Annotated in this window: 19 protein-coding genes; 9 read left to right on the forward strand and 10 right to left on the reverse strand. The window is 71.3% G+C overall.

Going from position 1 to position 22,858, the window contains the following annotated elements:
* Window positions 1-48: 48 nt before the first annotated feature.
* Entirely contained in the window at window positions 49-255 is a 207-nt protein-coding gene (locus OV090_RS09905; RefSeq protein ID WP_267703329.1) for a hypothetical protein, read from the reverse strand.
* Here OV090_RS09905 and OV090_RS09910 point away from each other — a divergent pair.
* Window positions 244-2,106, forward strand: coding sequence for an FG-GAP-like repeat-containing protein (locus tag OV090_RS09910; protein ID WP_267703330.1), 1,863 nt, complete (start codon window positions 244-246; stop codon window positions 2,104-2,106). The genes OV090_RS09905 and OV090_RS09910 overlap by 12 nt on opposite strands.
* 100 nt (window positions 2,107-2,206) lie before the next feature.
* On the opposite strand, the gene OV090_RS09915 is transcribed toward OV090_RS09910, so the two are convergent.
* A complete protein-coding gene (locus tag OV090_RS09915; protein WP_267703331.1) occupies window positions 2,207-2,371 on the reverse strand; it encodes a hypothetical protein in 165 nt (54 codons plus the stop codon).
* Between the two features lie 51 nt (window positions 2,372-2,422).
* Complete coding sequence (locus tag OV090_RS09920; RefSeq protein WP_267703332.1) at window positions 2,423-3,187, reverse strand: hypothetical protein; 765 nt, start codon at window positions 3,185-3,187, stop codon at window positions 2,423-2,425.
* Window positions 3,188-3,769: 582 nt separating this feature from the next.
* On the opposite strand from OV090_RS09920, the gene OV090_RS09925 reads away from it, so the two are divergent.
* From OV090_RS09925 to OV090_RS09945, 5 genes are all read left to right on the forward strand, one after another.
* A complete protein-coding gene (locus OV090_RS09925) occupies window positions 3,770-7,711 on the forward strand; it encodes a LamG-like jellyroll fold domain-containing protein (RefSeq protein ID WP_267703333.1) in 3,942 nt (1,313 codons plus the stop codon).
* A 271-nt stretch (window positions 7,712-7,982) separates the two neighbouring features.
* Window positions 7,983-8,669 (forward strand): HXXEE domain-containing protein, encoded by a 687-nt coding sequence (locus tag OV090_RS09930; protein ID WP_267703334.1) that lies wholly within the window; start codon window positions 7,983-7,985, stop codon window positions 8,667-8,669.
* A 982-nt stretch (window positions 8,670-9,651) separates the two neighbouring features.
* Entirely contained in the window at window positions 9,652-10,164 is a 513-nt protein-coding gene (locus tag OV090_RS09935; RefSeq protein WP_267703335.1) for a hypothetical protein, read from the forward strand.
* 503 nt (window positions 10,165-10,667) lie between these two features.
* Window positions 10,668-11,501: an aminoglycoside phosphotransferase family protein gene (locus OV090_RS09940; protein ID WP_267703336.1), complete on the forward strand. Its 834-nt coding sequence runs from the start codon at window positions 10,668-10,670 to the stop codon at window positions 11,499-11,501.
* A 262-nt stretch (window positions 11,502-11,763) separates the two neighbouring features.
* Window positions 11,764-12,735 (forward strand): hypothetical protein, encoded by a 972-nt coding sequence (locus tag OV090_RS09945; protein WP_267703337.1) that lies wholly within the window; start codon window positions 11,764-11,766, stop codon window positions 12,733-12,735.
* Here OV090_RS09945 and gntA read toward each other — a convergent pair.
* Window positions 12,683-14,188 (reverse strand): guanitoxin biosynthesis heme-dependent pre-guanitoxin N-hydroxylase GntA, encoded by a 1,506-nt coding sequence (gene gntA / locus OV090_RS09950; protein WP_267703338.1) that lies wholly within the window; start codon window positions 14,186-14,188, stop codon window positions 12,683-12,685. The two genes, OV090_RS09945 and gntA, sit on opposite strands and share 53 nt — an antisense overlap.
* 113 nt (window positions 14,189-14,301) lie before the next feature.
* Window positions 14,302-14,574, reverse strand: a complete 273-nt coding sequence (locus tag OV090_RS09955) for a hypothetical protein (protein WP_267703339.1) — start codon at window positions 14,572-14,574, stop codon at window positions 14,302-14,304.
* Window positions 14,575-15,192: 618 nt separating this feature from the next.
* Here OV090_RS09955 and OV090_RS09960 point away from each other — a divergent pair.
* Window positions 15,193-16,131, forward strand: a complete 939-nt coding sequence (locus tag OV090_RS09960; protein ID WP_267703340.1) for a hypothetical protein — start codon at window positions 15,193-15,195, stop codon at window positions 16,129-16,131.
* Window positions 16,132-16,168: 37 nt separating this feature from the next.
* Here OV090_RS09960 and OV090_RS09965 read toward each other — a convergent pair whose 3' ends face one another.
* The gene (locus OV090_RS09965) at window positions 16,169-17,242 is read right to left on the reverse strand and encodes an AraC family transcriptional regulator (RefSeq protein ID WP_267703341.1); all 1,074 of its coding nucleotides are present in this window, start codon (window positions 17,240-17,242) and stop codon (window positions 16,169-16,171) included.
* Window positions 17,243-17,276: 34 nt separating this feature from the next.
* Between OV090_RS09965 and OV090_RS09970 the strand changes: the two genes are divergently transcribed.
* Window positions 17,277-17,654, forward strand: coding sequence for a hypothetical protein (locus OV090_RS09970; protein WP_267703342.1), 378 nt, complete (start codon window positions 17,277-17,279; stop codon window positions 17,652-17,654).
* Between the two features lie 16 nt (window positions 17,655-17,670).
* Complete coding sequence (locus tag OV090_RS09975; RefSeq protein WP_267703343.1) at window positions 17,671-18,249, forward strand: antibiotic biosynthesis monooxygenase; 579 nt, start codon at window positions 17,671-17,673, stop codon at window positions 18,247-18,249.
* A 136-nt stretch (window positions 18,250-18,385) separates the two neighbouring features.
* Here the strand turns inward: OV090_RS09975 and OV090_RS09980 are convergent, their stop codons facing one another.
* The 4 genes from OV090_RS09980 to OV090_RS09995 form a co-directional block, all read right to left on the reverse strand.
* The gene (locus OV090_RS09980) at window positions 18,386-19,591 is read right to left on the reverse strand and encodes an ATP-binding protein (RefSeq protein ID WP_267703344.1); all 1,206 of its coding nucleotides are present in this window, start codon (window positions 19,589-19,591) and stop codon (window positions 18,386-18,388) included.
* Window positions 19,592-19,612: 21 nt separating this feature from the next.
* The gene (locus tag OV090_RS09985; RefSeq protein WP_267703345.1) at window positions 19,613-20,791 is read right to left on the reverse strand and encodes a hybrid sensor histidine kinase/response regulator; all 1,179 of its coding nucleotides are present in this window, start codon (window positions 20,789-20,791) and stop codon (window positions 19,613-19,615) included.
* A gap of 117 nt (window positions 20,792-20,908) precedes the next feature.
* Window positions 20,909-21,346, reverse strand: coding sequence for a response regulator (locus OV090_RS09990; protein ID WP_276600388.1), 438 nt, complete (start codon window positions 21,344-21,346; stop codon window positions 20,909-20,911).
* 2 nt (window positions 21,347-21,348) lie between these two features.
* Window positions 21,349-22,845 (reverse strand): ATP-binding protein, encoded by a 1,497-nt coding sequence (locus OV090_RS09995; RefSeq protein ID WP_267703347.1) that lies wholly within the window; start codon window positions 22,843-22,845, stop codon window positions 21,349-21,351.
* Window positions 22,846-22,858 lie beyond the last annotated feature (13 nt).

Genomic DNA, 22,858 nt, shown 5'->3' on the forward strand with positions numbered 1-22,858 from the left:
CTTTGCTACGAGTCCGGCGACATTCCGCCGCAAGCGACGCCGCCGCGCTCATTGGCTCGGGTTGCGCAGGTGGGCCTCGTCGACCTCAGGGGCGATGTCGACGGCCGACAGCGCTGCGCTGACAGCGAGCGCGCCGTGAGCTTTATTATCCGTGCCGCGCGGCGACGTCCCCTGTGCTGCGCCGGTCGGCCGATGATTCGTGTTCCACTGCGGCCGCACCTGCGAAACACCGGAGGCATTACCTTGAATCGCCATACCATCCCGTTCGCCGCGACCCTCGCCATCCTCCTCTCGACCTCCCCGGCGTCGGCCTACGACCTCGTCCCCGACGCCCTCGATCCGCAGGCCTGCCAGGGTCAGGGCTGCTGGACCAATCACCTCCGCGTCACCGACCTCGACGGCGACGGCGACCTCGACATCCTGCTCGCCAATTACGCCGACTTCTTCGCCGGCGCCGACAAGCCGCAGCCGCTGGTCGTCTACCTCAACAACGGCATGGCCGAGTTCAGCAACGAGTCGGCCGCGGCTGTCGGCGACTACGTCGGCAACGTCCGCCAGGTCGCCGTCGGCGACGTCGACGGCGACGGCGACCCCGATCTCTACGCCCCCGACGGCGCCGGCGGGCCGCACGTCCTCTTCATCAACGACGGTATGGGCGTGTTCACCGACGAGGCCGCGATGCGCCTGCCCGGCGACTCGTTCCCGCAGGGCGCAGCGGCGCGCATGGGCGACGTCGACGGCGACGGCGACCTCGACATCCTCGCCGGCGACGGCTACTCGCAGGCCGGCGCGACCCAGTTCGTCCGGCTGTACCGCAACGACGGCACCGGCGCCTTCGAGGAGGTCCCGGGCGCATTCCCGGACCAGCTCGCGGGCGAGGACGTCGACGACTTCGACCTCCTCGACGTCGACCGCGACTTCGACCTCGACCTGCTCGTCAATCCCCACGCGGCCGGCGGCGGCAACCTGTGGATCAACGACGGCACCGGTCAGTTCACCGCGGCCGAATTCCCCCCGCCCGGCAACTCCGGCTTTCACTACAACCCGGCCGTCTGCGACGTCGACGGCGACGGTGACCTCGACGTCTGGATCGACAACATCGGCGGCGGCTACAACGAACAATTGCTGATCAACGACGGCGCCGGCGGCTTCACCGACGAGACCATGGCGCGCGTGACCGGCAACGGCGCCGGCGACGACGACAACGGGGTGGTCTGCGCCGACATCGACGATGACGGCGACTTCGACGCGGTCGTCGTCTCGCTGAGCAGCCCCGAGCGCTACCTGGTCAACGACGGCGCCGGCCACTTCTCGGCCATGGCCGGGGTGTTCCCGGGACCGACCGATTGCAGCCTGTGGGCGGAATTCGGCGACCTCGACGACGACGGCCGCCTCGACCTCGTCACCGGTCAGGGCGAGTGCAGCAGCTCCGACGAGGTCTACCTCGCGGGCGACGACGACCCGGTCGACGCCCAGCCGCCGAAGCTGATCGCGGTCGAGGAGGTCGCCGGCCCGGTCGAATTCGACGACGCGCCGGTGGTCCGCTTCGCGGTCAGCGACCGCACCGTCACCGACGAGGGCCCGCGGCTCGCCCGCGCCTACGCAGTGATCGACCCCGACGGCGCCGCCACCACCGTCGACGCCGACTTCATGGGCGGCGATCTGTTCCGCGTCGTCCTGCCGCCCGCGCGCGGCGTCGTCGTGTTCCGCGTATGTGCAGAGGACGCCAATGGCAACACCGCCTGCGCCGCCGATCAATCGTATGAGGCCGGCGAGCGCCCGAGCACGACCTCCGACAGCGACACCACCGACGGCGATACCAGCGACGGCGACACCACGGCGACGACCGGCAATGACGGCACCACCACCGGGACGCCCGGGACCACCGGCGAGACGCCGACCACCGGCGAGGCTCCCACCACCGGCGCCACCTCCGACGCCGGCACGTCGGACGCGAGCAGCGGCGGCGACGAATCATCGGCCGGCGCCACCGGCTCCGGCATGACCGACAGCAGCGGCTGCGGCTGCGCCAGCGACGGCGACCGCGGCTCCGGCTGGCTCGCGGTGCTCACCGCGGTGCTGCTGCTCCGCCGCCCTCGCCGCTGAGCCCGCGCCACGAGCCGCCGTCATTCCCGCACCGACAATGCCGCCGATCTCGCGCAAATCCGGCGCGGGGGCGCTCCAGCTCCCCGCGCCGCGGCACGCCTCACGAGGAGTGCTCGTTGCCGGCCTGTTCGCCGTCCCCGGCCTTGATGCCGGTCTTCAGGCGAAGGCGGCGCGTGGCGGGCGTGGCGTCCTCCGCTGCGCGCTGCTCCTCGGTGCGGGTCTCGTCGATGCTCGGTGCTGCCGGCTCACGCGTGGTCTGTTGCATCCCTCGACGATACCCGAGATTCACGAATACTAGACCTCTTTCCGACACCACTCACTGCAGCGTCGCGTAGTCGAAGCCCGACTCGGTGACGAGATGCACCCCGGGCGTGGCATCGACGAGCGGCGTCTGACAGCTGGCGTCGATCGCCATCTCGCCGCCGTACAGCGGCCCCGGCGCCATGAAAGAGGCGTACGCGCTCGTGTCGAGGCGGCCGGAGATCCACAGGGTCGCGCCGACCGTGGTCTTGACGACCACCAGCAGGCTCTCGGCCTCCACCTCCGCCTTGTTCCAGGCGGCGCTCCACTTCGGCGTCGCCGAGCTCGCGCCGACCTGCACGTTACAGGCGGCGCGGCCGTCGTAAAGCCCCGAGCCGTCCCACTCGACCGACAGCGCCGCGCGGAAGGTCAGCGTCACCGGCGTGTTCTTCGGCAAGGTGTCCGAGGCGACGACGAAGCGGTCCTGGAAGCGATTGGTGGTGTTGGCCGAGACCGCGCCGGGGAAGTTGGTCGCGTCGACCCGCTGGGCCTCGGCGGAGACGTGGCTGGACAGCGAGCCGAGGTCGGTCCACGCGAACGCGCCGGCGTCGGAGTAGAGGATCTGCGTGTAATAGTGAGCCCAGGTGACGCCGGCCGGATCGTGCTGCGCGTCGACGGAGGTCTGACCCATCAGCGGCCCGAGATACGAGGCGCCGGCGCCCGGCGTCCCGCCGGTGACCGCGTGCGCAGTGACCGAATAATTCGGGCCCTGCGCGTGCGCCGGAGCAGCCACGGCGAGCAGCGACAGACAGACAGCCGCGAAGATCGTCAAGATATGCATGCCCGGTTAGCGCCGCGGAGCCGCTCGGAGGATCAACGACGGCGACGCCGCGTGAACGCACACCACCCGCAGTGAACCGGGTCGGCCCGCGGCCTACACGGGCATCCCCGCAGCGAGCGCCGGCGGGAAGCTGGTCGAAAGCAGGTCGTGCAGCGCTCGCCACGGCGCCGCCAGATTCACGTGGCCACGCGGAGCATCAGTTACCCGCGAGCTGTCACATTCTCGGAGGTCCCGCGGCGATCCGTCCTCGATGCGCACCGGCTCGAGCTGCTCCCCGTGCTGTCCACGGTTCTCGTCGACAAGTCCGACCTGCCCTGAAGGACATGTGACTCGGGCAGACCGGCCTCGTTGCGGCCCGGCATGCGAGCGTCGGCGACAACTCGCGCGCTCGCGCGCCCGAGCCGCCGACCTGCGCGGCCCCGCACGCCCCCTGCCCGCGACCTGGGCAGGCGATGGCCATCTGCGGCCAGCACCTGTCGACCGGGTTCCCTACGCTCATCTCATCGACCGGGCTGCGGCGACCGGGGGCGCTGATGCCCCTTTTGGCGCCTCGATGCATTTCCTGCCCGGACGGAGTTTGTCATGTCCAAGGTCCTCGCATTCACTCAAGCGGCCAAGCTCGTGTCCCCGTCGATCGACGGCGGCCTCCCGGAGGGCCTGCTGCTGCAGCTATGGATCCGCCGCACCGGCGACGCCGCCTCGCAGACGATCGTCGAGCTCGCCGGGGCCAAGACGCGGATCGTGCTCGGCACCGGCGACCGCGCCGACGTCCTGCGCTTCTCCGTCATCACGGGCAAGTCGGGCCCCGAGCTGACCATCCCGGGCGGCCTGCCGCGCGATCGCTGGGTGCAGGTGCGCGCCGGCATCGGCCCCGAGGGCAAGGGCTGGATCCGCGTCAACGGCATGGCCTACGCCGAGGGCCCCTTGCCCGCGCCCGGCAAGGAGCCGCGCACCCTCGCGCTCGGCGGCTTCGCAGGCGAGCTGGCCCAGCTCGTGGTGTGGAAGCACCCGAAGCCGACCAACCTCTCGTGGGACCCGCCGCCGCTCGGCTCCCCGCAACTGTGGGCCTATTACCCGCTCGAGCAGACCGTCGCCGACGCCGGCGGCAAGCGCCACACGAGCGAGGACCTCGGCGTCAACAAGCGCCACCTCTCCGGCGCCAGCGCCCTGGCGACCGTTCGGCACCCCGCCCCGCTCGCCGACGGCCCGGCCGCCTACTTCAACTTCGCCAAGGACACCGCGGTCACCAACCTGTCCCCCGTGACCGGTATGAACGGCAAGCTGACGCTCGAGGCGTGGGTCCGCCTCGACACCGACGAGGCGCAGCCCGGCGCGCTCGTCCAGCTCGGCGCCGGCTCGCGGCGGCTGGTGCTGGCCGCCGGCGGCAAGGACGGCGAGATCGCGCTGATGCTGGTCGTGGGCGACACGGCGACCCGTCTGTGCAGCGCCAAGGGCCTGGTCAAGAAGGGCCAGTGGACGCACATCGCCGCGACCACGCGGGTCGACGACACGGGCCTTGGGATCGACAGCCAGGTGTACTTCCAGGGCACGCCGCGCGCGAAGGGGAAGACGACCCTCGACCCGACGAAGCCGGCGCAGTTCACCGCGCTGCGAACCCTGCTGAGCAGCCCGGTCACGTCGCAGTGCAGCCTCGGCGGGGCTGCGCCCGGTTTGGCGCGCCTGCGCGGCGGCCTGGCGGAGGTCCGGATCTGGCGTGGCGTCCGGCCCGAGCGCCTGGCGCAGCACTGGCTGACCCGCGTGTGCGGCGACGAGGACGGGCTGCTCGCCTGTTACCGCCTCGACTCCGTGACCGAGGGCCTGTTCCACGACTACGGCCCGCGCAGCGGGTGGGGTCACGCCCCCAGCGGCGTGACGCTCGCGGACACGAACGGCCCGCCGCTGCCGGCCACCACCGGGGCCCCGTACCGCCTGCGGACGCGCGGCAAGCTCGTGCGCGAGACGGTGGCGGGCCCGAAGATGTCGAACAAGATGCTCGGCCTCGGCGGCAGCCAGACCAAGCAGCTCTACGGCACCACCCTCGTGTACGACGCCACGGTCGAGGTCACCACGCCCGCCGGCGACGGCGCGAGCGACCGGTCGCTCGAGGTCCGCATCGACCGCCCGCTGTCCGCCTTCGTCGGCCCGACCGAGAAGGGCGAGCTGAAGCCGTGGAAGGCCGACGAGACCCAGGTGGTGCCGCTGAACGGCGCCGGCAAGGTGCGCCTGCGCTTCCTCGCCGACGACCTCGGCTGCCCGACGATCCGCGTCCGCGTCGCCGGGGCCGCCGGCGGCGTGTGGACCGCCATTCGCCCCGACGCCCCGGTGCAGCAGCGCCTGCGCACGATCTCCAGCGGCGATCTGACGAACCCCGGCCCCGGCCGCCGCAACCCGCTGCCCGCGGGCACCAGCAGCGAAGATGCCAACGCCCTGACCGACGCCTTCCGCCGGCTCGCGACCCAGTTCCCCGCGGCCGCACAGGCCCCGGCCCCGGCCCAGATCACCCCGCAGACCAAGCCGAACCTCAAGCCCACGCCCCGCGGCTTCTTCGGTGACCTCGGCGACGCGATCGAGGACGGCGTCAATGCGGGCGCCGGTGCCATCGAGGATGGCGTGAACGCGGGCGCCGACGCCGTCCAGGACGGCTTGAACGCGGGCGCCGACGCCGTCCAGGACGGCGTGAACGCGGGCGCCGGCGCCGCCCAGGACCTCTGGGAAGGCACCACCGGCGGCCTCGAAGACGCCTGGTACGACACCACCGACGCCATCGAGGGCGGCTGGAACGCCACCCTCGGCGCCCTCGATCCCGCGGCGCTCGGCAACAAGATCCTCGCCACCGGCAGCGGCGTGATCGCGGGCGCCGAGCGGGCCGCGAAGTCGGCCGCCGGGCTGATCGTGCGCGGCGTGAACGAGCTCGACGCCTTGCGCAAGAAGGTCGAGGGCGCGTCCCGCCGCGCCGGCACGCAGGCGATCACCGCGCTGGTCGACAGCGCCGAGACTCTGGCCGTCGAAGTCTCCCAGCTCACCGACACCGGCATGCAGTGGATCGAGATCATCGGCACCACCATCGTCGACGGCGCCGAGGCGGCCTGGCGCGTGGTCGTCAACGGGGTCGAGGAGGCGTTCGCCGCCATGGAGGCGCTGGTCAAGCGGATCGCCGCCGAGATCCGCGAGATCCTCGAGTTTTTGGCCTACCTGTTCATGTGGGACGACTTCCTCGCCGCCTCCGACGAGGTCCACGCCCTGCTCGACGACTCGTTCCAGCAGCTGCGCGCCAAGACCCCGCAGCTCGGCGAGTACAAGGCCCAGCTGGCCGACGCGCTGCGCAAGGGCGTCGAGCAGGCCGTCGGCCAGCGCTCGGTCGGCGACCTGTTCGGCCTCGACATCGACGCCGCGCGCCCCGTGCTCGAGCCGCTCGAGTACCTGCTGGAAAAATTCTCGGACGCGCTCGAGTCGGTCGACGCGGTGTTCGACCTCGCCGACGACGTGACCTCCGGCCTCGGCGCGCCCGATGCGGCCGTGCTGAACACCGCGAGCGGCCTCACCGGCAAGCTGCCCGACCTCACCCAGGTGAGCACCGTGCTCGGCACGCCGCTCTCGCAGCTCCTCGCCCAAAACGGCGCGCTCGCCGACGGCTCGTCCTCGCTGCTCGACGTCCTGTTCGACGGCGTGGTCACCCGCGGCGTGGACGCCTTCGACCTCGCGGGCAAGCAGTTCCGCGCCCGCATCAAGGTGCCGGTGCTGACCGACGCGATCGAGGCGACCATCCTCGGCGGCCGCTCCTTCACGGTCATGCGGGTCGTCGCGCTGGTCGGCGCGATCGTCGGCGTGCTGACCGAGAAGTCGACGAACAAGGCCCAGGGCAAGAGCAACGTGTCGCCGACGATCACGCCCAAGTCGGGGGTGCAGCCGAAGAGCGGGCAGCCGCAGTCGAACCGCGACGCGCGGCGGATCTTGTGGGCCTCGATGGCGCTCGGGCTCGTCAACTCGATCGTCCTCACGACCAAGACCGCGCTCGAGCTGGCCGGCAAGGCCGCCAAACAGTTCTCGGCGATCCTGGCCGCCACCGGCGGGATCTGCACCTCGCTGCGCGGCGTCCTCACCCTCGCGCGGCTGCCCAGCCTGCCGCAGAAGGTCCGGCCCTACTCCGGGGCCAACGCGGGCCTCGAGATCGTCACCGGCGCGTGGACGGTGTTGTCCGCGTACGTCACCTACAAGGTCGACGACCTGTGGCGCCCCTTCGACCTCGTGGCCTTCGGCCTGCTCGGCCTGGCGACCACCACGCTCTCCGCGGTCGCGCTCGGCACCGGCAACCTGCAGGGCGACAGCCAGATCGTCACCTTCTCGCTGCGCTGCGGCTCGTGGGTGAGCAGCTCGCTGATGCGCCTGTCCGAGAAGTACGACGACAGCGACAAGTCCGGTCGCCTGAAGGCCGTCACCGTCGGCCTCGCGGTGGTCTCTGGCGTCATCGACGTCGCCGAGGCGGTCTACGGCAACGTCGACGACGTCCAGCAGCAAGTCGGCTGAACCACAGCGCAGGTAGCGACAGGCGGCCCGTCGCGGCGACGACGGGCCGCCTGTCGCATTCGCAGTACGTCAGGTCGCGCGAGTCAACGCTGCGGGGAGGACGCATGAACCGCGCGCCGTGCACGTCGCGCACGACTCGCTCCGACGCACGTCGCGGTCGCGGCGATCGCGTCGCTACGCGAAGCCGTCAAGCCCGTCGAGGGGCTGCTCGCAGACTCGCAGCGACGGAGCCGCGCGGCCATGCGCCCGCAGAGTGTGGGAAGCTCGACGCATGGACGACCTCCTCCGCGACTGGCCCTTCCTCGGGCTCGCGCTCGCCCTCGCGCTGATCGTCTGGCTGGCGCTCCCGCGCCCCGCCGCGGCCCCGCCGCGCTGGCGCGATCCGGCGTGGGTGCTGCCGCTGTTGTGGCCGATGTACCTCCTGCATCAATTCGAGGAGCACGGGATCGACCTGCTCGGCCGGCGCTACGCGTTCCTCGCCGACCTGTGCGCCACGCTCGGCTACGCCGGCGACCTCGCTCACTGCCCGGCCGACGAGGCGACCATGTGCGCGGTCAACGTCGGCGGCTGCCAGATCGCGTTCGTCACCGCGGTGGTGTTTCGCCGCCGCAACCCGCTGGTGGCCGCGTGCGCGTGGGGCATCCCGCTCGTCAACGGCCTGCTCCACATCGCCGGCTCGCTGTCCCCGCCGGCCTACCGCCCCGGCCTGCTCACCAGCGTGGTGCTGTTCCTGCCGCTCACCCTGTGGATGCTGCGGACCGTCGTCCGCGCGGGCGTGGTCCGGCCTGCCCAGTGCGTGTGGGTCGTCGTCACCGGCTTGCTCGCCCACGCGACGCTGATGGCCTCGCTGCTGCTGGTCGCCCGCGGCCTCTTGTCGCGCGAGGCGATGCTGGCGATAAACGTGCTCAACGGGCTCCTGCCGCTGGCGATCGGACTGTGGGCGAGCCGCAAGGGATAGGGTCATTGTCCGCGAGGGGCGATTCATCGCAGCGCCCGATATCGTGCGACCCATTCGAATGGCATGAGGCTCGGCGAGGCCCGGTGACTGGCGAAGGCGAGCCCCGCTCGGGCCCCCCGTGCTCGGCCGACGGCGACCGGCCGCGTGCTCGCGGGTCGGCAGACGCAGCGCCCGGGCTTCCACCGCGGCCGCGACGCCCTCCTGAGCACGAGCCGGATCGCGGCGGGAGGTTCGCCCGCCCGTCGTCGTGCGGGCGCCGTGGCTCGCGGTGCGAGAGCGACGCGACCGTGACCGCGAATTGCCAGTGACGATCGCGGCCCGGCCGCGCCGCGGCGGCTCCTGGCGACGCCATTCTCGGCGCCGGGCGGATCTCCCTCAGGGAGCGCCGACGTCGTCCGATTCGCCGCCGCGTCGCTCGCCGCGAGCGTTTTGCCATTCGCGTCGTCGGCCCGGCCTCGCGCCGCGGGGAGCCGATGCGGGCGCCGTCTGGAGCCCGCGCGAACGATGTGGCAGTTCGGCCGACGTGTGGGATGCGAAGATATGTGCATACCGCAAAATGGCGGCCCTGGCGGGGTTCGGGCGGGTGAATGCGCGGCCCCCTCCGCGAGACCGCCGCGGTCGCGCCGCAATATGAATGATCATAGGCAATTATGAGAGTCGCCGGACGGGCGTCGCCGTCGCCGTCGCCGGGCGCCGGCTATGAGCAATCCACAGCGCGGCGGGCGGCGTCGACGAAGCGGTGAAATCAGGGCCAGATCGGCCGCCGACGCCGCCGACGCCGGGCCCGTCGCGTCGCTGGCAGAACCGCGAATTCGCGGCGAACGAGGCATCCTGTCGCAGCTTTGCCCGATCGGGCGCGCCCCGGACGATGCGATTCACCACAGTTCTTCATTGCGAGGCTTCGGGGTCCAGCGAATATTCCGGCAGTCGACGCCGGAGAGAGCCGGCGTCGCTCCGAGAGAAGACAAGAAAGGAACTCCCCATGTTGCGCAAGATTCTGCTGCTGTGCCCCGCCCTGGCGTTCGCCCTGCCGCTCATCGCGGCCTCCCCGTCGGAGGCTCGTCCCCTCGCAATCCCGGCCGAGCCGGCCGAGTGGTGCTGGGGCGACCAGGACAACTGTGGCTTCGGCCAGGACCTCCTGCTCGCGGTCTGCGTCCAGACCCAGATCTTCGTCCAGACCGGCCAGGACAATCGCGCCTACGATTGTGACACCCTGAGCGGCCCGAGCTGCCTGGCGAGCTGCGACAGCCTCGCCGGCGACGACTCCGGCACCTGCCGCAGCCAGTGCGACGGCGACGGCGCGATGTTCTGCGCGCCCGCGCTCAAGAGCCGCTGGGGCGGCGACTGGGGCCCGGGCTGGGGCCAGGGCATCGGCCCCTGGGGCCCGGGCTGGGGCCAGGGGGGCTGGGACAACGACGACCAGGGGTTCGACGAGGACGAGGCGATCTTCATCGACACGCAGACCTGCCTCCAGCTCGACCTGAACGAGGCCTGAGCGCACTGAGCTGACAAGTCCACCTGCGACCGGCATTGCCGCGCCCAAGCGCGGCAATGCCGGCGCTCGGCGTTGCCCACGATCGGGGGACGCCACGGGTCCCTTCGCTACCGGCATCGCCGCGTCTGGCGCTGCGATGCCGGCGCTCGGCGTGCCCGCAATCGGCGGCGCCACGGGTTCATTCGCTACCGGCATCGCCGCGCTCGAGGCGGCAATGCCGGCGCTCGGCGTGCCCACAATCGACGGCGCCACGATACCCTCTGCGACCGGCATGGCCGCGCCTGGCGCGGCAACGCCGGCGCTCGGCGTGCCCGCAATCGGGGGCGCTACGTGCCCAACTGCGACCGGCATGGCCGCGCCTGGCGCGGCCATGCCGGCGCTCGGCGTGCCCGCAATCGGTGGCGCCGTCGACGTCGCCTCCGAGGGGATACGCATGCCTCGCTCGCCGTCGCCGCCGGCGGCACGCTCGCCGCATTGGAGGCCGCGCCGGCTATCATCCGCCCGTGCCTGCGAGCGACCCGACCGAACCCGACCTGTTCGCGGCGTATCTGGCGCGCTGGGGCCTCGTCCCCGACGGCGCGCCGATCGTCACTCGCGCGGCCCGCCTGCTCCCCGTGCGGCGCGGCGACGAGCTGGCGATGCTCAAGGTCGCGACCGACCCCGACGAGCGCCACGGCCACATCCTGCTGCGCTGGTGGGCCGGCGACGGCGCGGCGCGGCTGCTCGCGGCCGACGACACCGCGCTGCTGCTCGAGCGGGCCACCGGCACCCGCTCGCTCACCGAGCTCGCGCGCAGCGGTCGTGACGACGAGGCCACGATCGCCCTGTGCGACGCGATCGCCGCGCTTCACCGGCCGCGCCCGACCCCCATCCCCGCCGGCCTCGTCGATCTCCCCACGTGGTTCTCCGCCCTGGGGCCCGGCGCGCGCCGCCACGGCGGTCTGCTGCGCGAGGCCTTCGCCACGGCCTCGCGGCTGCTGGCCGACCTCCGCGACGTGCGGCCGCTCCACGGCGACCTCCACCACGACAACGTGCTCGACTTCGGCGCGCGCGGCTGGCTGGCGATCGACCCCAAGCACCTCCTCGGCGAGCCGGCCTTCGACTACGCCGTCGTCTTCGCCAACCCCGACATGGCCGGCGGCCCGCCGCTGGCCGTTCAAGAGCGGGTGTTTCATCGCCGGCTCGAGCTCGTCACGCAGCGCTCGGGCATCGCGCGCGCGCGCCTGCTCGACTGGCTGCTCGCCTGGTCGGGCCTGTCGGCCGCGTGGATCCTCGCCGACGGCGACGCGCCCGAGATCGACCTGCGAATCGCCGAGCTCGCTGCCCGCGCGCGATGATCGGCGAACGCTCGGACTTCGAATCGCCGAGCTCGCTGCATGATACGTGAGGCAGCACCTCCGACCGCCGAGCTCTCGAATGCGCCGAGATCGCTGCGCCCTGTCGCAGCGGATCCTCCGATTCGCCGAGCTCGCTGCCGACGCGGCCTGTGCGCCCCGGCGGCCTCGAGCGTAAGGCCGGTCCCCGCCCGCGTGCGCCCCGACGACACCTCTCGCTGCCGGATGCAGGCGCAGCGAACCGTGCCATGAATCAGGCGATCGCATGCCGCAGCCGCCGCGCCTGACCTATCCGACCGCGCTCGATCCGAGCGACCCGATCGCCCAGCTCAACGACGCCTTCCTCGAGGCCTACGCTGCGCGCCAGCGGGCCGTGCTCGCCGAGCTGGGTCCTTCGGTGGCCCAGGTCGACGACACCCTGTACTTGCGGATCGACGGGCGCCGGAGCGTCGGCCCGGCGCGGACGCGGCTCTACCACCAGCTCAAGGCGATCTGCCACGTGCCGCTGGCGCTCCAGACCATCCTCGGCGACGAGGGCGGCAGCCTCGACGAGGACGCGCGCGGTCAGTTGCAGGAGCTGAGCCGGCGCACCGACCCCGTGGTCGAGGCGATCGCCGAGGCCGGGCTCGACCGCACCCAGCTCGAGCGTCAGCGCCGGCTGCTTGACGCCTCGCGGCGGTTCATCGCCGAGGTCCTGTCGGCCAACGGTGTCACCGGCCCGACGCTCGTCGCCTTCCTGCGGGGGCAGATGGACGACATCCGCGCCAACATCGCCGACGCCGCGCGCGACCAGCTGCACACCACCCACGCCACCTTCTCCGCGTGGGTCGCCGACATGACCCCCGAGCAGTGGACGCAGCTGCGCGTGGTCGTCGGCGCCGGTCACATGGATCGCACCGGCAACCTCGCCTCGCAGTACTTCAGCCGCGCGCTGGGCGATCGGTGGGAGGGCCGCTTCGAGCGCGAGGACCACGACGATCCGGGGCGCCGGGTCATGACCTCCGAGGACGTGACCGACGAGGAGAGCGCGTTCGCCTTGCTCGCCACCCACGTGTTCGACACCCGCACCTCCAACGCCTTCTTCGGCGAGGAGAGCCGGATGGGCCGCGACGTCCTGGCCGACGCCGCCGAGCGCGAGCTGATCGCCATGTTCGGCGAGCAGCCCGCGCCCGTGCCCTGCGACGTCACTCCGCGACCAGCTCGAAGTCGATCGGCTTCAGGCTGCCCGCGTTCGTGACCTCGCTCGAGCAGGCGGTCAGGCCGACGATCATGTCCATCTCGGCGCGCAGCTCGATGCAATCGCCGGCCGCGCTGGGCGGCGGCGCTATCGTCATCTTGCCGGTCGTCGGGTCGAAGCGGACGTCCATGAAGATGTTGAAGGTCGAGCCGATGCTGTCGGCCTCGACCCCGAACGCCGCCAGCGGCCCGCGCAGGTTCTCGTAGCAGCTCGGGTGGGTGCCGTCGTCGCCGCGCAGCCTGCGGTACATCTCGGGGCTGCAGGGCGTCAGCACCAGGTCGTGCCGGCCGACGTCGTCGCGCCCGATCGTCCACATCGGCCGCTCGCGGTTGCTGTAGAGCACGTCGCCGGTCGTCAGATACAGCTTGTCGGCGTAATCGATGCTGCGGCCGGAGCTGAGGTGCTCGCGCAGCTCGCCGCGGGTCAGGCTGTAGAGGTCGCACACCTGCCGGCCCTCGGGATCGATGATCCGCAGCAGCTGGCCGCGCGCGATCTGGAAGGCCACACCCGACTGTTTGGGGATCCGATAGCGCACGCCGGGGCGCGGCTCGACGACATGGGTCGCGGTCACCCGCGCATGATACGGACAGCCGCTCGTCGGCGCCTGCGGCTCGTCCTCCGCCTCGCTGCCGCGCGGGTGGAACGGCGCGTGCCAGTCCGGCTCGACCTGGCGTCCGCTGTACTGGCGGGCCTCGCTGTCGCCGCCGAAGTCGTCGAGGGCCGGGTTGATGTCGCCCTGCAGCGCGCGCTCCTTGTCGCGCACCACCGCCTGCATCCGCTCGTACTTGCCGGTCTCGCGCAGGCGCTCGAACTGCGCGTGCGGGTTGAACACCAGCGCGGGCCACGGGAACTGGCGGCTCAGGCGAGCGCTGCCGGGGTGCAGGCCGACGATGAAGTGGGCCGTGCCGGCGTAGCTGAACGAGAAGTGAGGGTCGTCGGGGTCGCTGCTGACCGACGAATCCCACGGCGCCGCGTCGGCCTCGTGCAGCGCCTGCAGCTGGGACCACAGCGCGCGCTCGAAGGCTTGCTCGTCGAGGTCCTGGGGCCCGGTGAACAGCGCGACGAAGGTGGCGAAGGGGCCGTCGATCTGGTCGATGTCGCGGGTGAACGACGCCAGGTCGCGCGCCAGAGCGGCGGTCGCCGCCGGGCTGCCGAGCGCGTCGTAGACCCCGAGGCGGTAGCTGTTGTTGTGGACCGCGCTGCGCGCCCCGACGCACGGGTAATGCGGGTCGAGCACGAACGCGCGGAAGGCCCCGTGCATCGCCGTCGCGGTGAGATCGGCCTGGTCGACGTCGTCGTCGCCGGCGATCCGCAACAGTCGCTCGGGATGGTTCGGGTCGGGGCGGTAGAAGCGGGCCGGCCTCTCGGGCGCGTCCGCGTCGGGCGCGCTGGAGCCGGTCGGTTCGGGCGCGCACGAATTCGCAGCGTCGTGGCCCGGGTGGAAGTCAGACATGGTCGTCCTCGTCGCGGGCTCGGCCGCGAGGCCCGAGCGCCGGGCTGATAAAAATGGCACGGAGCGGCGGGGCGCGGCGATCGCCGCACCTCCGCCGCTGCCGCAGCTCAGCACTAGTTGTTCGGCTTGCCGTCGTTGGCCTTGAGCAGCTCCTCGCGCTCCTCCAGGCGGTCCTCGCGGTTCTCGAGGCGCTCTTCCTTGTTCGCGCTGTTGTCCGGGTCGGCCTGCTTCTCGTCGATGTTCTCCTGCCGCCGGTCGATGCGCTCCTCCTGGCGCTCCATCCCATTTTCGGCCGACTCCTTGCGGTCGAGCTTGGTCTGGGCGCAGCCGACGGCCGAGACGAAGGTGAAAGCCAGGGTCATGAGGACGGGTGTCTTGAACTGCATGGTGATTCCTCTCGTCGAGCGCGACGGCTCGGGTGGCGTGACTGGCATCGGGCGAGGAGTCGCGCGACGCCGAATGTCGGCAGTGGCCGGCGCGACGCGCCGGGTGGCGCTGCGCCGAACGAGCGCGCTCCCCGATCACGACGGGGAGCCCCGGTGGACCGGGCGCTCGGAGGGCCTGCAATCGATCGTGTGTTCGTGAATCTGCCCCTTGAGCCTGCTGCCATTGCCCTCGGACCTCGCTCGCGCTGCGTCCGGGGCGCTTGTCCTGGCACCATTGTTTGTGCAGTTGCGTGCGCCGGCCTTCCGGCTAACGGCGTCATCCGCGGCGAAACCGGCCGTGCGGGCCGCGTTCGCGGTGTTCCCTTTGCGCTGACAGACCGCACGGAGCCAATCGCGCACAGCGCGCGCACTCGACCCGCATCCCGGCTCTGCCGCGAGGCGCCTCGTCCTGCGTGTTTGGAGCTGTAAATGCGCGATTACGACCATGCCCGAGGCATAGATAACATCGTTTTACATCATTTTAAATCAATGACAGTTTTAAGAGGGTGATATGGTAGTTTCCAGAGGCCCGATCTCTGCCCTCTCCTCTCCTGGCCCTTCGCACAGGTCCTTCAAGACATGTCGATCCGCAACCTCTCGATCGCCCTCCTCGTCGTGACCGCCTGCACCGAGCGTCCGCTCGGCGACTCCGAGGCCAGCGCCGGCGGCCAGACCACCGAGACCACCGCGATGCCCCTCCCCGACGCCAGCGGCTCGACCTCCGCGGAGCCGACCACCGGCGCGCAGGACCCCGTCACCTCGACCACTGCGGCGCCCGACCCCGGCACGACCGGCAACACCTCCAACGGCTTCATCCTCCCCCCGGACGGCGGCGGCGCGAATGATGATTGGTGCGACCAGTGGGTGCAGGACTGTCCCGAAGGCCAGAAGTGCATGCCGTGGTCCGGCGACGGCGACAACTGGTGGGATAGCTTGAAGTGCGTCGACGTCGTCCCCGACCCCGACGACGTCGGCGAGCCCTGCACGGTGTTCGGCTCCCCCGCCAGCGGCGAGGACACCTGCGACGTCGGCCAGATGTGCTGGGACGTCGTCGACGGCGTGGGCACCTGCGTCGCCATGTGCGTGGGCTCGCCCGATTCGCCGGCCTGCGAGGTCCCGCAGACCACCTGCACGATCGGTTCCGACGGCGTCCTCACCCTGTGCCTCCCGACCTGCAACCCGCTGAAGCAGGACTGCCCGGGCGGCGACCTCTGCCTCCCCAACCCGATCGACATCGCCGGCTTCCTGTGCGTCCTCGACGCCAGCGGCGAGGAGGGCCAGGCCTTCGACCCCTGCGAATACGCCAACGCCTGCGACCCGGGCCTCGTCTGCCAGAGCCCCGAGTTCGCCGGCGAGTGCGACCCCGCGGCGCTCGGCTGCTGCCTGCCGTACTGCGACCACACTCTGGAACCGACCGACTGCCCCGGCCAGGACCTGCAGTGCCTCCCCTGGTTCGACCTGGGCACGGCCCCGCCCGGCCTCGAGAAGCTCGGCCTCTGCGGTCTTCCTCGACCGTGATACGGCGTCCGGTCGATCGCGCCGACGCCGACTCGGATCAATGCGTCCCGCGCCGGCGCCAGGCCTGCGGCGAATGGCCGGTCCAGCGCTTGAATGCGCGGTGGAACGCGCTCGGCTCGGAGAACCCCAACAAATAGGCGACCTCGGAGATCGACAGCCGGCGGTCGCCGAGATACCCGCGCGCGAGCTCGCAGCGCAGCTCTGCGAGTAACTGTTGAAAGCTCGTGCCCTCGCTCTGCAGGCGGCGGTTCAGGGTGCGCACCCCGATCGCCAGGCGGCGGGCGATCTGCTCGCAGGTCGGCGTGCCGCCGCGCAGCTCCTCGCTCAGCGCCTGCCGCACTTGCTGGGTCATGTCGCTGGCGGGCGGCAGACGAGCGAGCACCGCCGCCGCGGCCCGCTCGAGCACGAGGCGCAGGCGGGCGTCGGCGCGCGGCTGCGGCATCGCCAGCACTGCGCGCGGGAAGCGGATCAGGGTCTCGTCGGCGTCGAAGCGCAGCGGGCACGCGAACACCCGCCGGTACTCGTCCAGGTGGCCCGGCGCGGGGTAGCAGAAGCACATCTCGCTGGCCGCGAAGCCGTCGCCGACGATCCCGCGGAAGCGCGTGAAGATGCAGGCGAGCGTGAACTCGGTGGTGTACGACGCGACGAGCCCGAAGCTCGGCGGCAGCTCGAGGTAGAGGCGGCCCTCGTCGTCGTCCTCCTCGAAGCGCACGCGAAAGTCGGGGCGGACGATGCGGAAGTAGCGGGCCAGCGCCGCGATGCCCTCGCCCAGGGTGGGCGCCTCGGTGGCCACGTAATCGACGACGTCGAAGTGGCCGAACGGGATGACCTCGGCGGCGTGCAGCGCCAATGCCGGGTCGCGGCTGCGCTGCAACGATTCGCGCCACAGCGCGACCCGCAGCGCCGGCGGCAGGCTGGCGTCGGCGTCGTCGGCGGTCTGGCGATCGATGCCCAGCTCGGCGAGCAGCGCGTCGACGTCGACCCCGGCCAGGGCCGCGCCGATCAGCGGCGGGCACACTGCAGTGTTGAGCGGCACGTCGAACGCCGGCGGCGGCCGCGGCAGCACCGCCGGCTTGTCGGACTCGGTCAAGTCTTTGACGCGGTCGGTCATCGCTCTGTAAGCCGCGCCGAACTACGGTAACAGCATGCCCACGACCGATCCACCCGCCGGCCGTCCCTCGCGCGTCCTCGCGCTGTCGCTCGCCCTCGCCGGCTGCGGCGTCGCCGATGCCGGCCCGCCGCAGCGGCCGCCCGCGAGCGCGCCCGCCCCGTTCGTCGGCCCCGGCGCCCCGAGCGAGCCGCTCCCGCTCGCGGGGCGCGTCGAGGAGCGGCTGGTGGCCGGCTCCTACGTCTACCTGGCCGTCCGCGGCAGTGACGACGCGCTGCGCTGGGCCGTGGTCCTGGGCGACGCACCGCCGGTGGGGGCCGACGTCGCGCTCACCAGCACGTCCCGGCGCACCGACTTCCATTCACCGCGGCTCGGGCGCGACTTCGCCGAGCTGCACTTCGCAATCCTCCGCTGATCTCAGGAACATGACCATGTCTATTCGCAACCCCCTACGATTCATCACCCTCGGCCTCGCGCTCGCGGCCTGCAGCGAGCCCGGGAGCGCCAGCGAAGCCGGCAGCGACGGCTCCGGCACCACCCACGGCGACGATTCGACCGGCACCGGCGCAGCGGCGTGCGTCGACGACGACCTCCAGGTCACCGACTTCGCCGGGCCCGGCTACGACGCCGCGAAAGGCGGCCTGCTCGAGCCGCTGCAGGACAAATACATCGCCAGCACCACGGTACTGGTGCTCCGGCCCGAGACGGCGGAGGAGTTCCGCGCGACCGTGGGGGCGATGATCCCGGTGCTGACGCAGAACCCGGGCCTGGTCGGCTTCTCCACCGGGACCTCGATGAAGTGCGGCACTGCGCGAACTCTGGCGGTGTGGCGCGATCAGACCGCGATGATGAACTTCGTCGCCTCGGACGAGCACGTCGCCGGCATGCAGCGGACCCAGGAGTTCAGCACCACCGGCACCGTCACCTCGTGGGAGGTGACGCGCGCGGAGCTGCCGCTCGCGTGGGACACCGCGATCGCCAAGGCCACGGCGGCGACCCCGTCCTATTGAGCGGCGCAACGATCCGCCTGGCGCCCGCGATCGCGCGGGCGCCCGCGACGCTCGGTCATGATGGCCGCGAGGACATGTCCTGACGGCCAGCTAGTTCGCCGGGACCGCGGTGACGGTGTTGGCGAGGATCCGCCCGTCAGGCGGACCCGGCGGCGCCGATGCGGGCCGGCAGGCGCACGCGGACCGTCGAACCGGCCCCGAACTCGCTGTCGACGAAGATCTCGCCGCCCATCATGCGACACAGGCGACGGCTGATCGACAGGCCCAATCCGGTACCGCCGTAGCGGCGCGTGACGTCGGCGTCGACCTGCGAGAAGCCGGCGAACAGGCGCTGCATCTGCGCCGGGGTCATGCCGATCCCGGTGTCGCGGATCGTGAACTCGACGCAATCGACGCCGGGCAGCAGCTCGTCCTCGCCGGCGGTGTCGAAGTCGCGGGCGCGCCCGGGTCGCCGCTCGACCAGCAGCTCGATGCTCCCGCGCGTGGTGAACTTGCAGGCGTTGCCGAGCAGGTTGAGCAGCACCTGGCGCAGGCGCGTCGCGTCGGACACCATCTCGCCCACGCCGCTGCAGCGGCAGCGGTAGGTGTTGTCGTTGCGGCCGACGAGCGGGCGGATCGCCTCGTTGATCTCGACGACCAGCGCCTCGAGGTCGAAGGCCCGCATCGCCAGGTCGAGCTTGCCCGCCTCGATCTTGCTGAGGTCGAGGATGTCGCTGACGAGCGTCAACAGGTGGGTGCCGGCGGTGTGGATCCGCCGCACGTCGTCGGCGAGCCCGGGGACGTCGAGCGCGGCCAGCTCCTCGTGGAGGATCTCGCTGTAGCCGAGGATGGCGTTCAGCGGGGTGCGGAATTCGTGGCTGACGCTGGCCAGGAACATGCTCTTGGCGTGGCTGGCCGCGGTCGCCTGATTGCGCGCGTGCTGCAGCTCGGCGTTGAGCTCGCGCAGCGCCTTGACCGAGCGGTTGCGCTCGACCGCGTAGCGGATCGATCGCTCGAGCTGGCGCGGGCCGAACTCGCCCTTGACCAGGTAATCGACCGCGCCGGCCTTCATCGCCTCGACGTCGAGCGAGCGGTCGGACTGCCCGGTCAGCAGGACGATCGGGATCGTGCAGCCGCGCGCGACCACCTCGCGCAGCAGCTCGAGGCCGGTCTTCTCGCCGAGGCGATAGTCGAGCAGGCACAGGTCGGGCCCGCCGGACAGCAGCGCCTCGACGCCGTCCTCGTAACAATCGACCCATCGCAGGTCGTAGGTCCCCTCCCCCAGCTCCTCGAGCAGCTCCGAGGTCAGCAGGTAGTCGTCCCGATCATCTTCGACGAGCAGCACCGAGACCGATGTGTCCACGCATGAACCTCCGCGGCCCCGTCACGAGGGCCGACTCTCGCCTTCGGCCGCGCTCAGGTCCGGGACCCACACGCGCAGCACCGTCCGGCGCACGCCCTCCGTCTCGACGAACAGCTCGCCGCCGAGCCCGCGACAGACCCGCCGGCTGGCCGCGATCCCCGACTCCGTCCAGCCGCCCCGCGGCGCCACCCCAGCGTCGGCCTGGGGGATGCTGGCGAACAGCAGCTCGAGCTGCGCCGGCGTCATCCACAGGCCGCTGGGGCGGATCGCCAGCTCGACGCCCTCGATCCCGTCCTGCGAGCGGCGCGCGACCGTCAGCTGAATGCGGCCGCGACGCGCGAACTTGCAGGTATTGGCGAGCAGCGTGAGCAGGACCCGTCGCAGGTGCGCCGGGTCGGTCTCGATGGCGCCGACGTCGTCGGCGACGCTGACCTCGAGGGTGTTGTCGTTGTGCCCGACCAGCGGACGGATCGCCGCCACGACCTCTTGGACGAACGGCGCCAGCGCCAGGCGCCGCGGCTGGATCACCGGCGCCTCGCTCCCGCTGGTGCTCGCGCTCATGTCGAGGACGTCCGTCAACAGCCGCTCGAGGGTGCGACAGGCGTCGCGGACCTCGCGGGCGTAGCCCTCCGCGATCGCGTCGCGCCCGGCGATCCGCGCCTCGATGGCGTCGTTGCAGGTGACGATGGTCCCGAGCGATTCGCGGTAGGCCTGGCTCACCGCGGTGAGGAGGTCGTTCTTGGCCCGGTTGGCGCGGACGGCCTGATCGCGCGTCAACTCGAGCTCGCGGTTCAACAGGCGCAGGGCCGACAGCGACCGCGACCACTCGAGCGCGTAGCGGATCGACCGCTCGAGCAGGTCGGCGCGGATCCGGGACTTCACCAGGTAGTCGGCGGCGCCCAGGCGCGTGGCCTCGACGTCGAGCCGGCGCTGGTCCTGCGCGGTGAGGAAGATGATCGGCACCTCGACGCCGGCGGTGGCGCTCTGCGCCAGCAGCTCCATCCCGGTCCGCTCGCCCAGCGCGTAATCGAGGAGGCACACGTCGAACGAGCCCTCGACGAGGCGCTGCAGCCCCTCCTCGAAGGTCTGCGCCCAGGTGAGGGCACATTCCGGTTCGTCGATTTCCGAGAGCAGCGCCTGCGTCATGATGAAGTCGTCCTCGTCGTCCTCGACGAGCAGCACCGAAATTCGTCGCCTCATGATCGCCGCCTCGTCCCCAGACTACCCCCGCTCCGCCGATTGCGGGGCGCGAACAGCTCCGTCAGCCGGGTGGGGCCGCCCCCACCGGTCGATCGTCCGCTCGCGGCGGCGGGGCCGCTACGGCGGGGGAATCTCGACGATCTGGAACCAGTACGCGCCCAATACCTTCATGATGTCGACGAGCGAATCGAACGTCACCGGCTTGATGATGAACGAGTTCACGCCGAGATCGTAAGTGCGGTAGATGTCCTCCTCGGCCTTGGACGTGGTCAACACGACCACGGGGATCCGGCGCAGCTCCGGGTCGCCCTTGATCACCTTGAGCGCCTCGCGGCCGTCCATCCGCGGCATGTTGAGGTCGAGCAGGATCATGTCGGGCCGCGGGTTGTCGGCGCCGCTGTACTTGCCGCGCCCTTGCAGGTATTCGAGCAAGTCCTCGCCGTCGTCGACGAAGCGGATGTCGTTGACGAGGCGGCTCTCGCGGAGCGCCTCCTCGGCGAGCATGCGGTCCTCGGGGTCGTCGTCGGCGACGAGGATGCTGATCGGTCGTCGCATTCTCACGTCCGCTGGCTCCTTTCAGGCTGCCGGACCGGCAGCAGGATCGTGAAGGTCGTCCCCTCCCCCGGCACGCTGGCGACCTTGATGTAGCCGCGGTGCTGCTCGACGATCTTGCGGCACACCGCCAGACCGACGCCGGTGCCCTCGTACTTGCCGCGGCCGTGGAGGCGCTCGAAGATGCTGAAGATGCGATCGTGGTGGCGCGGCTCGATGCCGATGCCGTTGTCGCGCACGTGGATCTTCACCATCTCGGGGTCGTCGGGGCCGCGATCGGCCGCCGACGCCGGCTCGGCAGTCACCTCGACCACCGGCTTCACGTCGGGCCGCGTGAACTTCAAGGCGTTGCCGATCAGGTTCTGCAGCAGCTGGCGCATGTGCACCGGGTCGGCCTCGATCGTCGGCAGCTCGCCGAGCTTGACCTCGGCCTCGTTCTCCTCGATGCGCACCTCGAGGTCGGACAGCACGCTCTTGGCGATCTTGGTCAGGTTGATCTTCGCGTAGGCCTGCTCCTTGGCGGAGATCCGCGAGAACATCAGCAGGTCGTTGATGAGGTCCTGCATCCGCTTGGCGGCGTTGCGGATCCGCTCGAGGTAGTCGCGGCCGGTCTCGGCCAGCTCCGCCTCGAACTTGTCGCGCAGGCGGTCGGCGAACGCCTGGATCTTGCGCAGCGGCTCCTGCAGGTCGTGCGAGGCGACCGAGGCGAACCGCTCGAGCTCGCGGTTGCTGCGCTCGAGCTGCTGCATGTAGTCGCGCAGCTGCTGCTCCGCGTAGCGCTTGGCCTCCTCGGCCTGCCGCTCCTGGGTGATGTTGCGCGTGATCAGGACGACGCCGATCGAGCGGTCGCCGTCCATGATCGGGCCGAGACGGCTCGAGTAGTTCTCTTTGCGGCCGTCGGGGTACATGGCCACCGTCTCGTACGAGACCAGCTTGCCGGTCTCACGCACCTCGTCGTAGCGGGCGCGCATCGGCTCCTGCTCCTCGGGGGCCGCGAACGCGAGCATCGGCGTGCCGATCGTGTCGGCCACGGTGAGGCCCGGCGGGACCCGATTCACGCCGTTGAGCACGCCGTGCTCGTCGGTGGTAAAGACGATGTCGTGCATGGTCTCGAACACCGCCGCGAGCCGGCGCCGGGCGTCGTCCCGCTGCTGCCGCAGCTCGTCGAGGTCGGTGAGCTCGCGGACTGCGATCACGATCTGCCCGAGCGACGGCTCGCGGCCGTACCGCAGCACCGCCGCGCGATAGCTGGCGCCGGCGCAACGCAGGCGGCACGCCTGCTCGACCACCGTCCCGTCCTCGCCGGCCCTCACCACCCCGGTCGCGACCCGCTCTCGATCCTCGGGATGGACCTGATCGGCGAAAGCGTGGCCGACCAGCTTGGCGCTGGTGCTCTCGAGCAATTGCGCCGCGGGCTGATTGACCGCGACGATCCGGCCCTCGCTGTCGACGCAAATGAAGGGCTCGTGGGCGAGGGCAAACAGCGCGGGAAAGTGAGGCAACTAATCCTCTCCT

This window comes from Nannocystis sp. RBIL2 (assembly GCF_026626745.1).
GTDB lineage: Bacteria > Myxococcota_A > Polyangia > Nannocystales > Nannocystaceae > Nannocystis.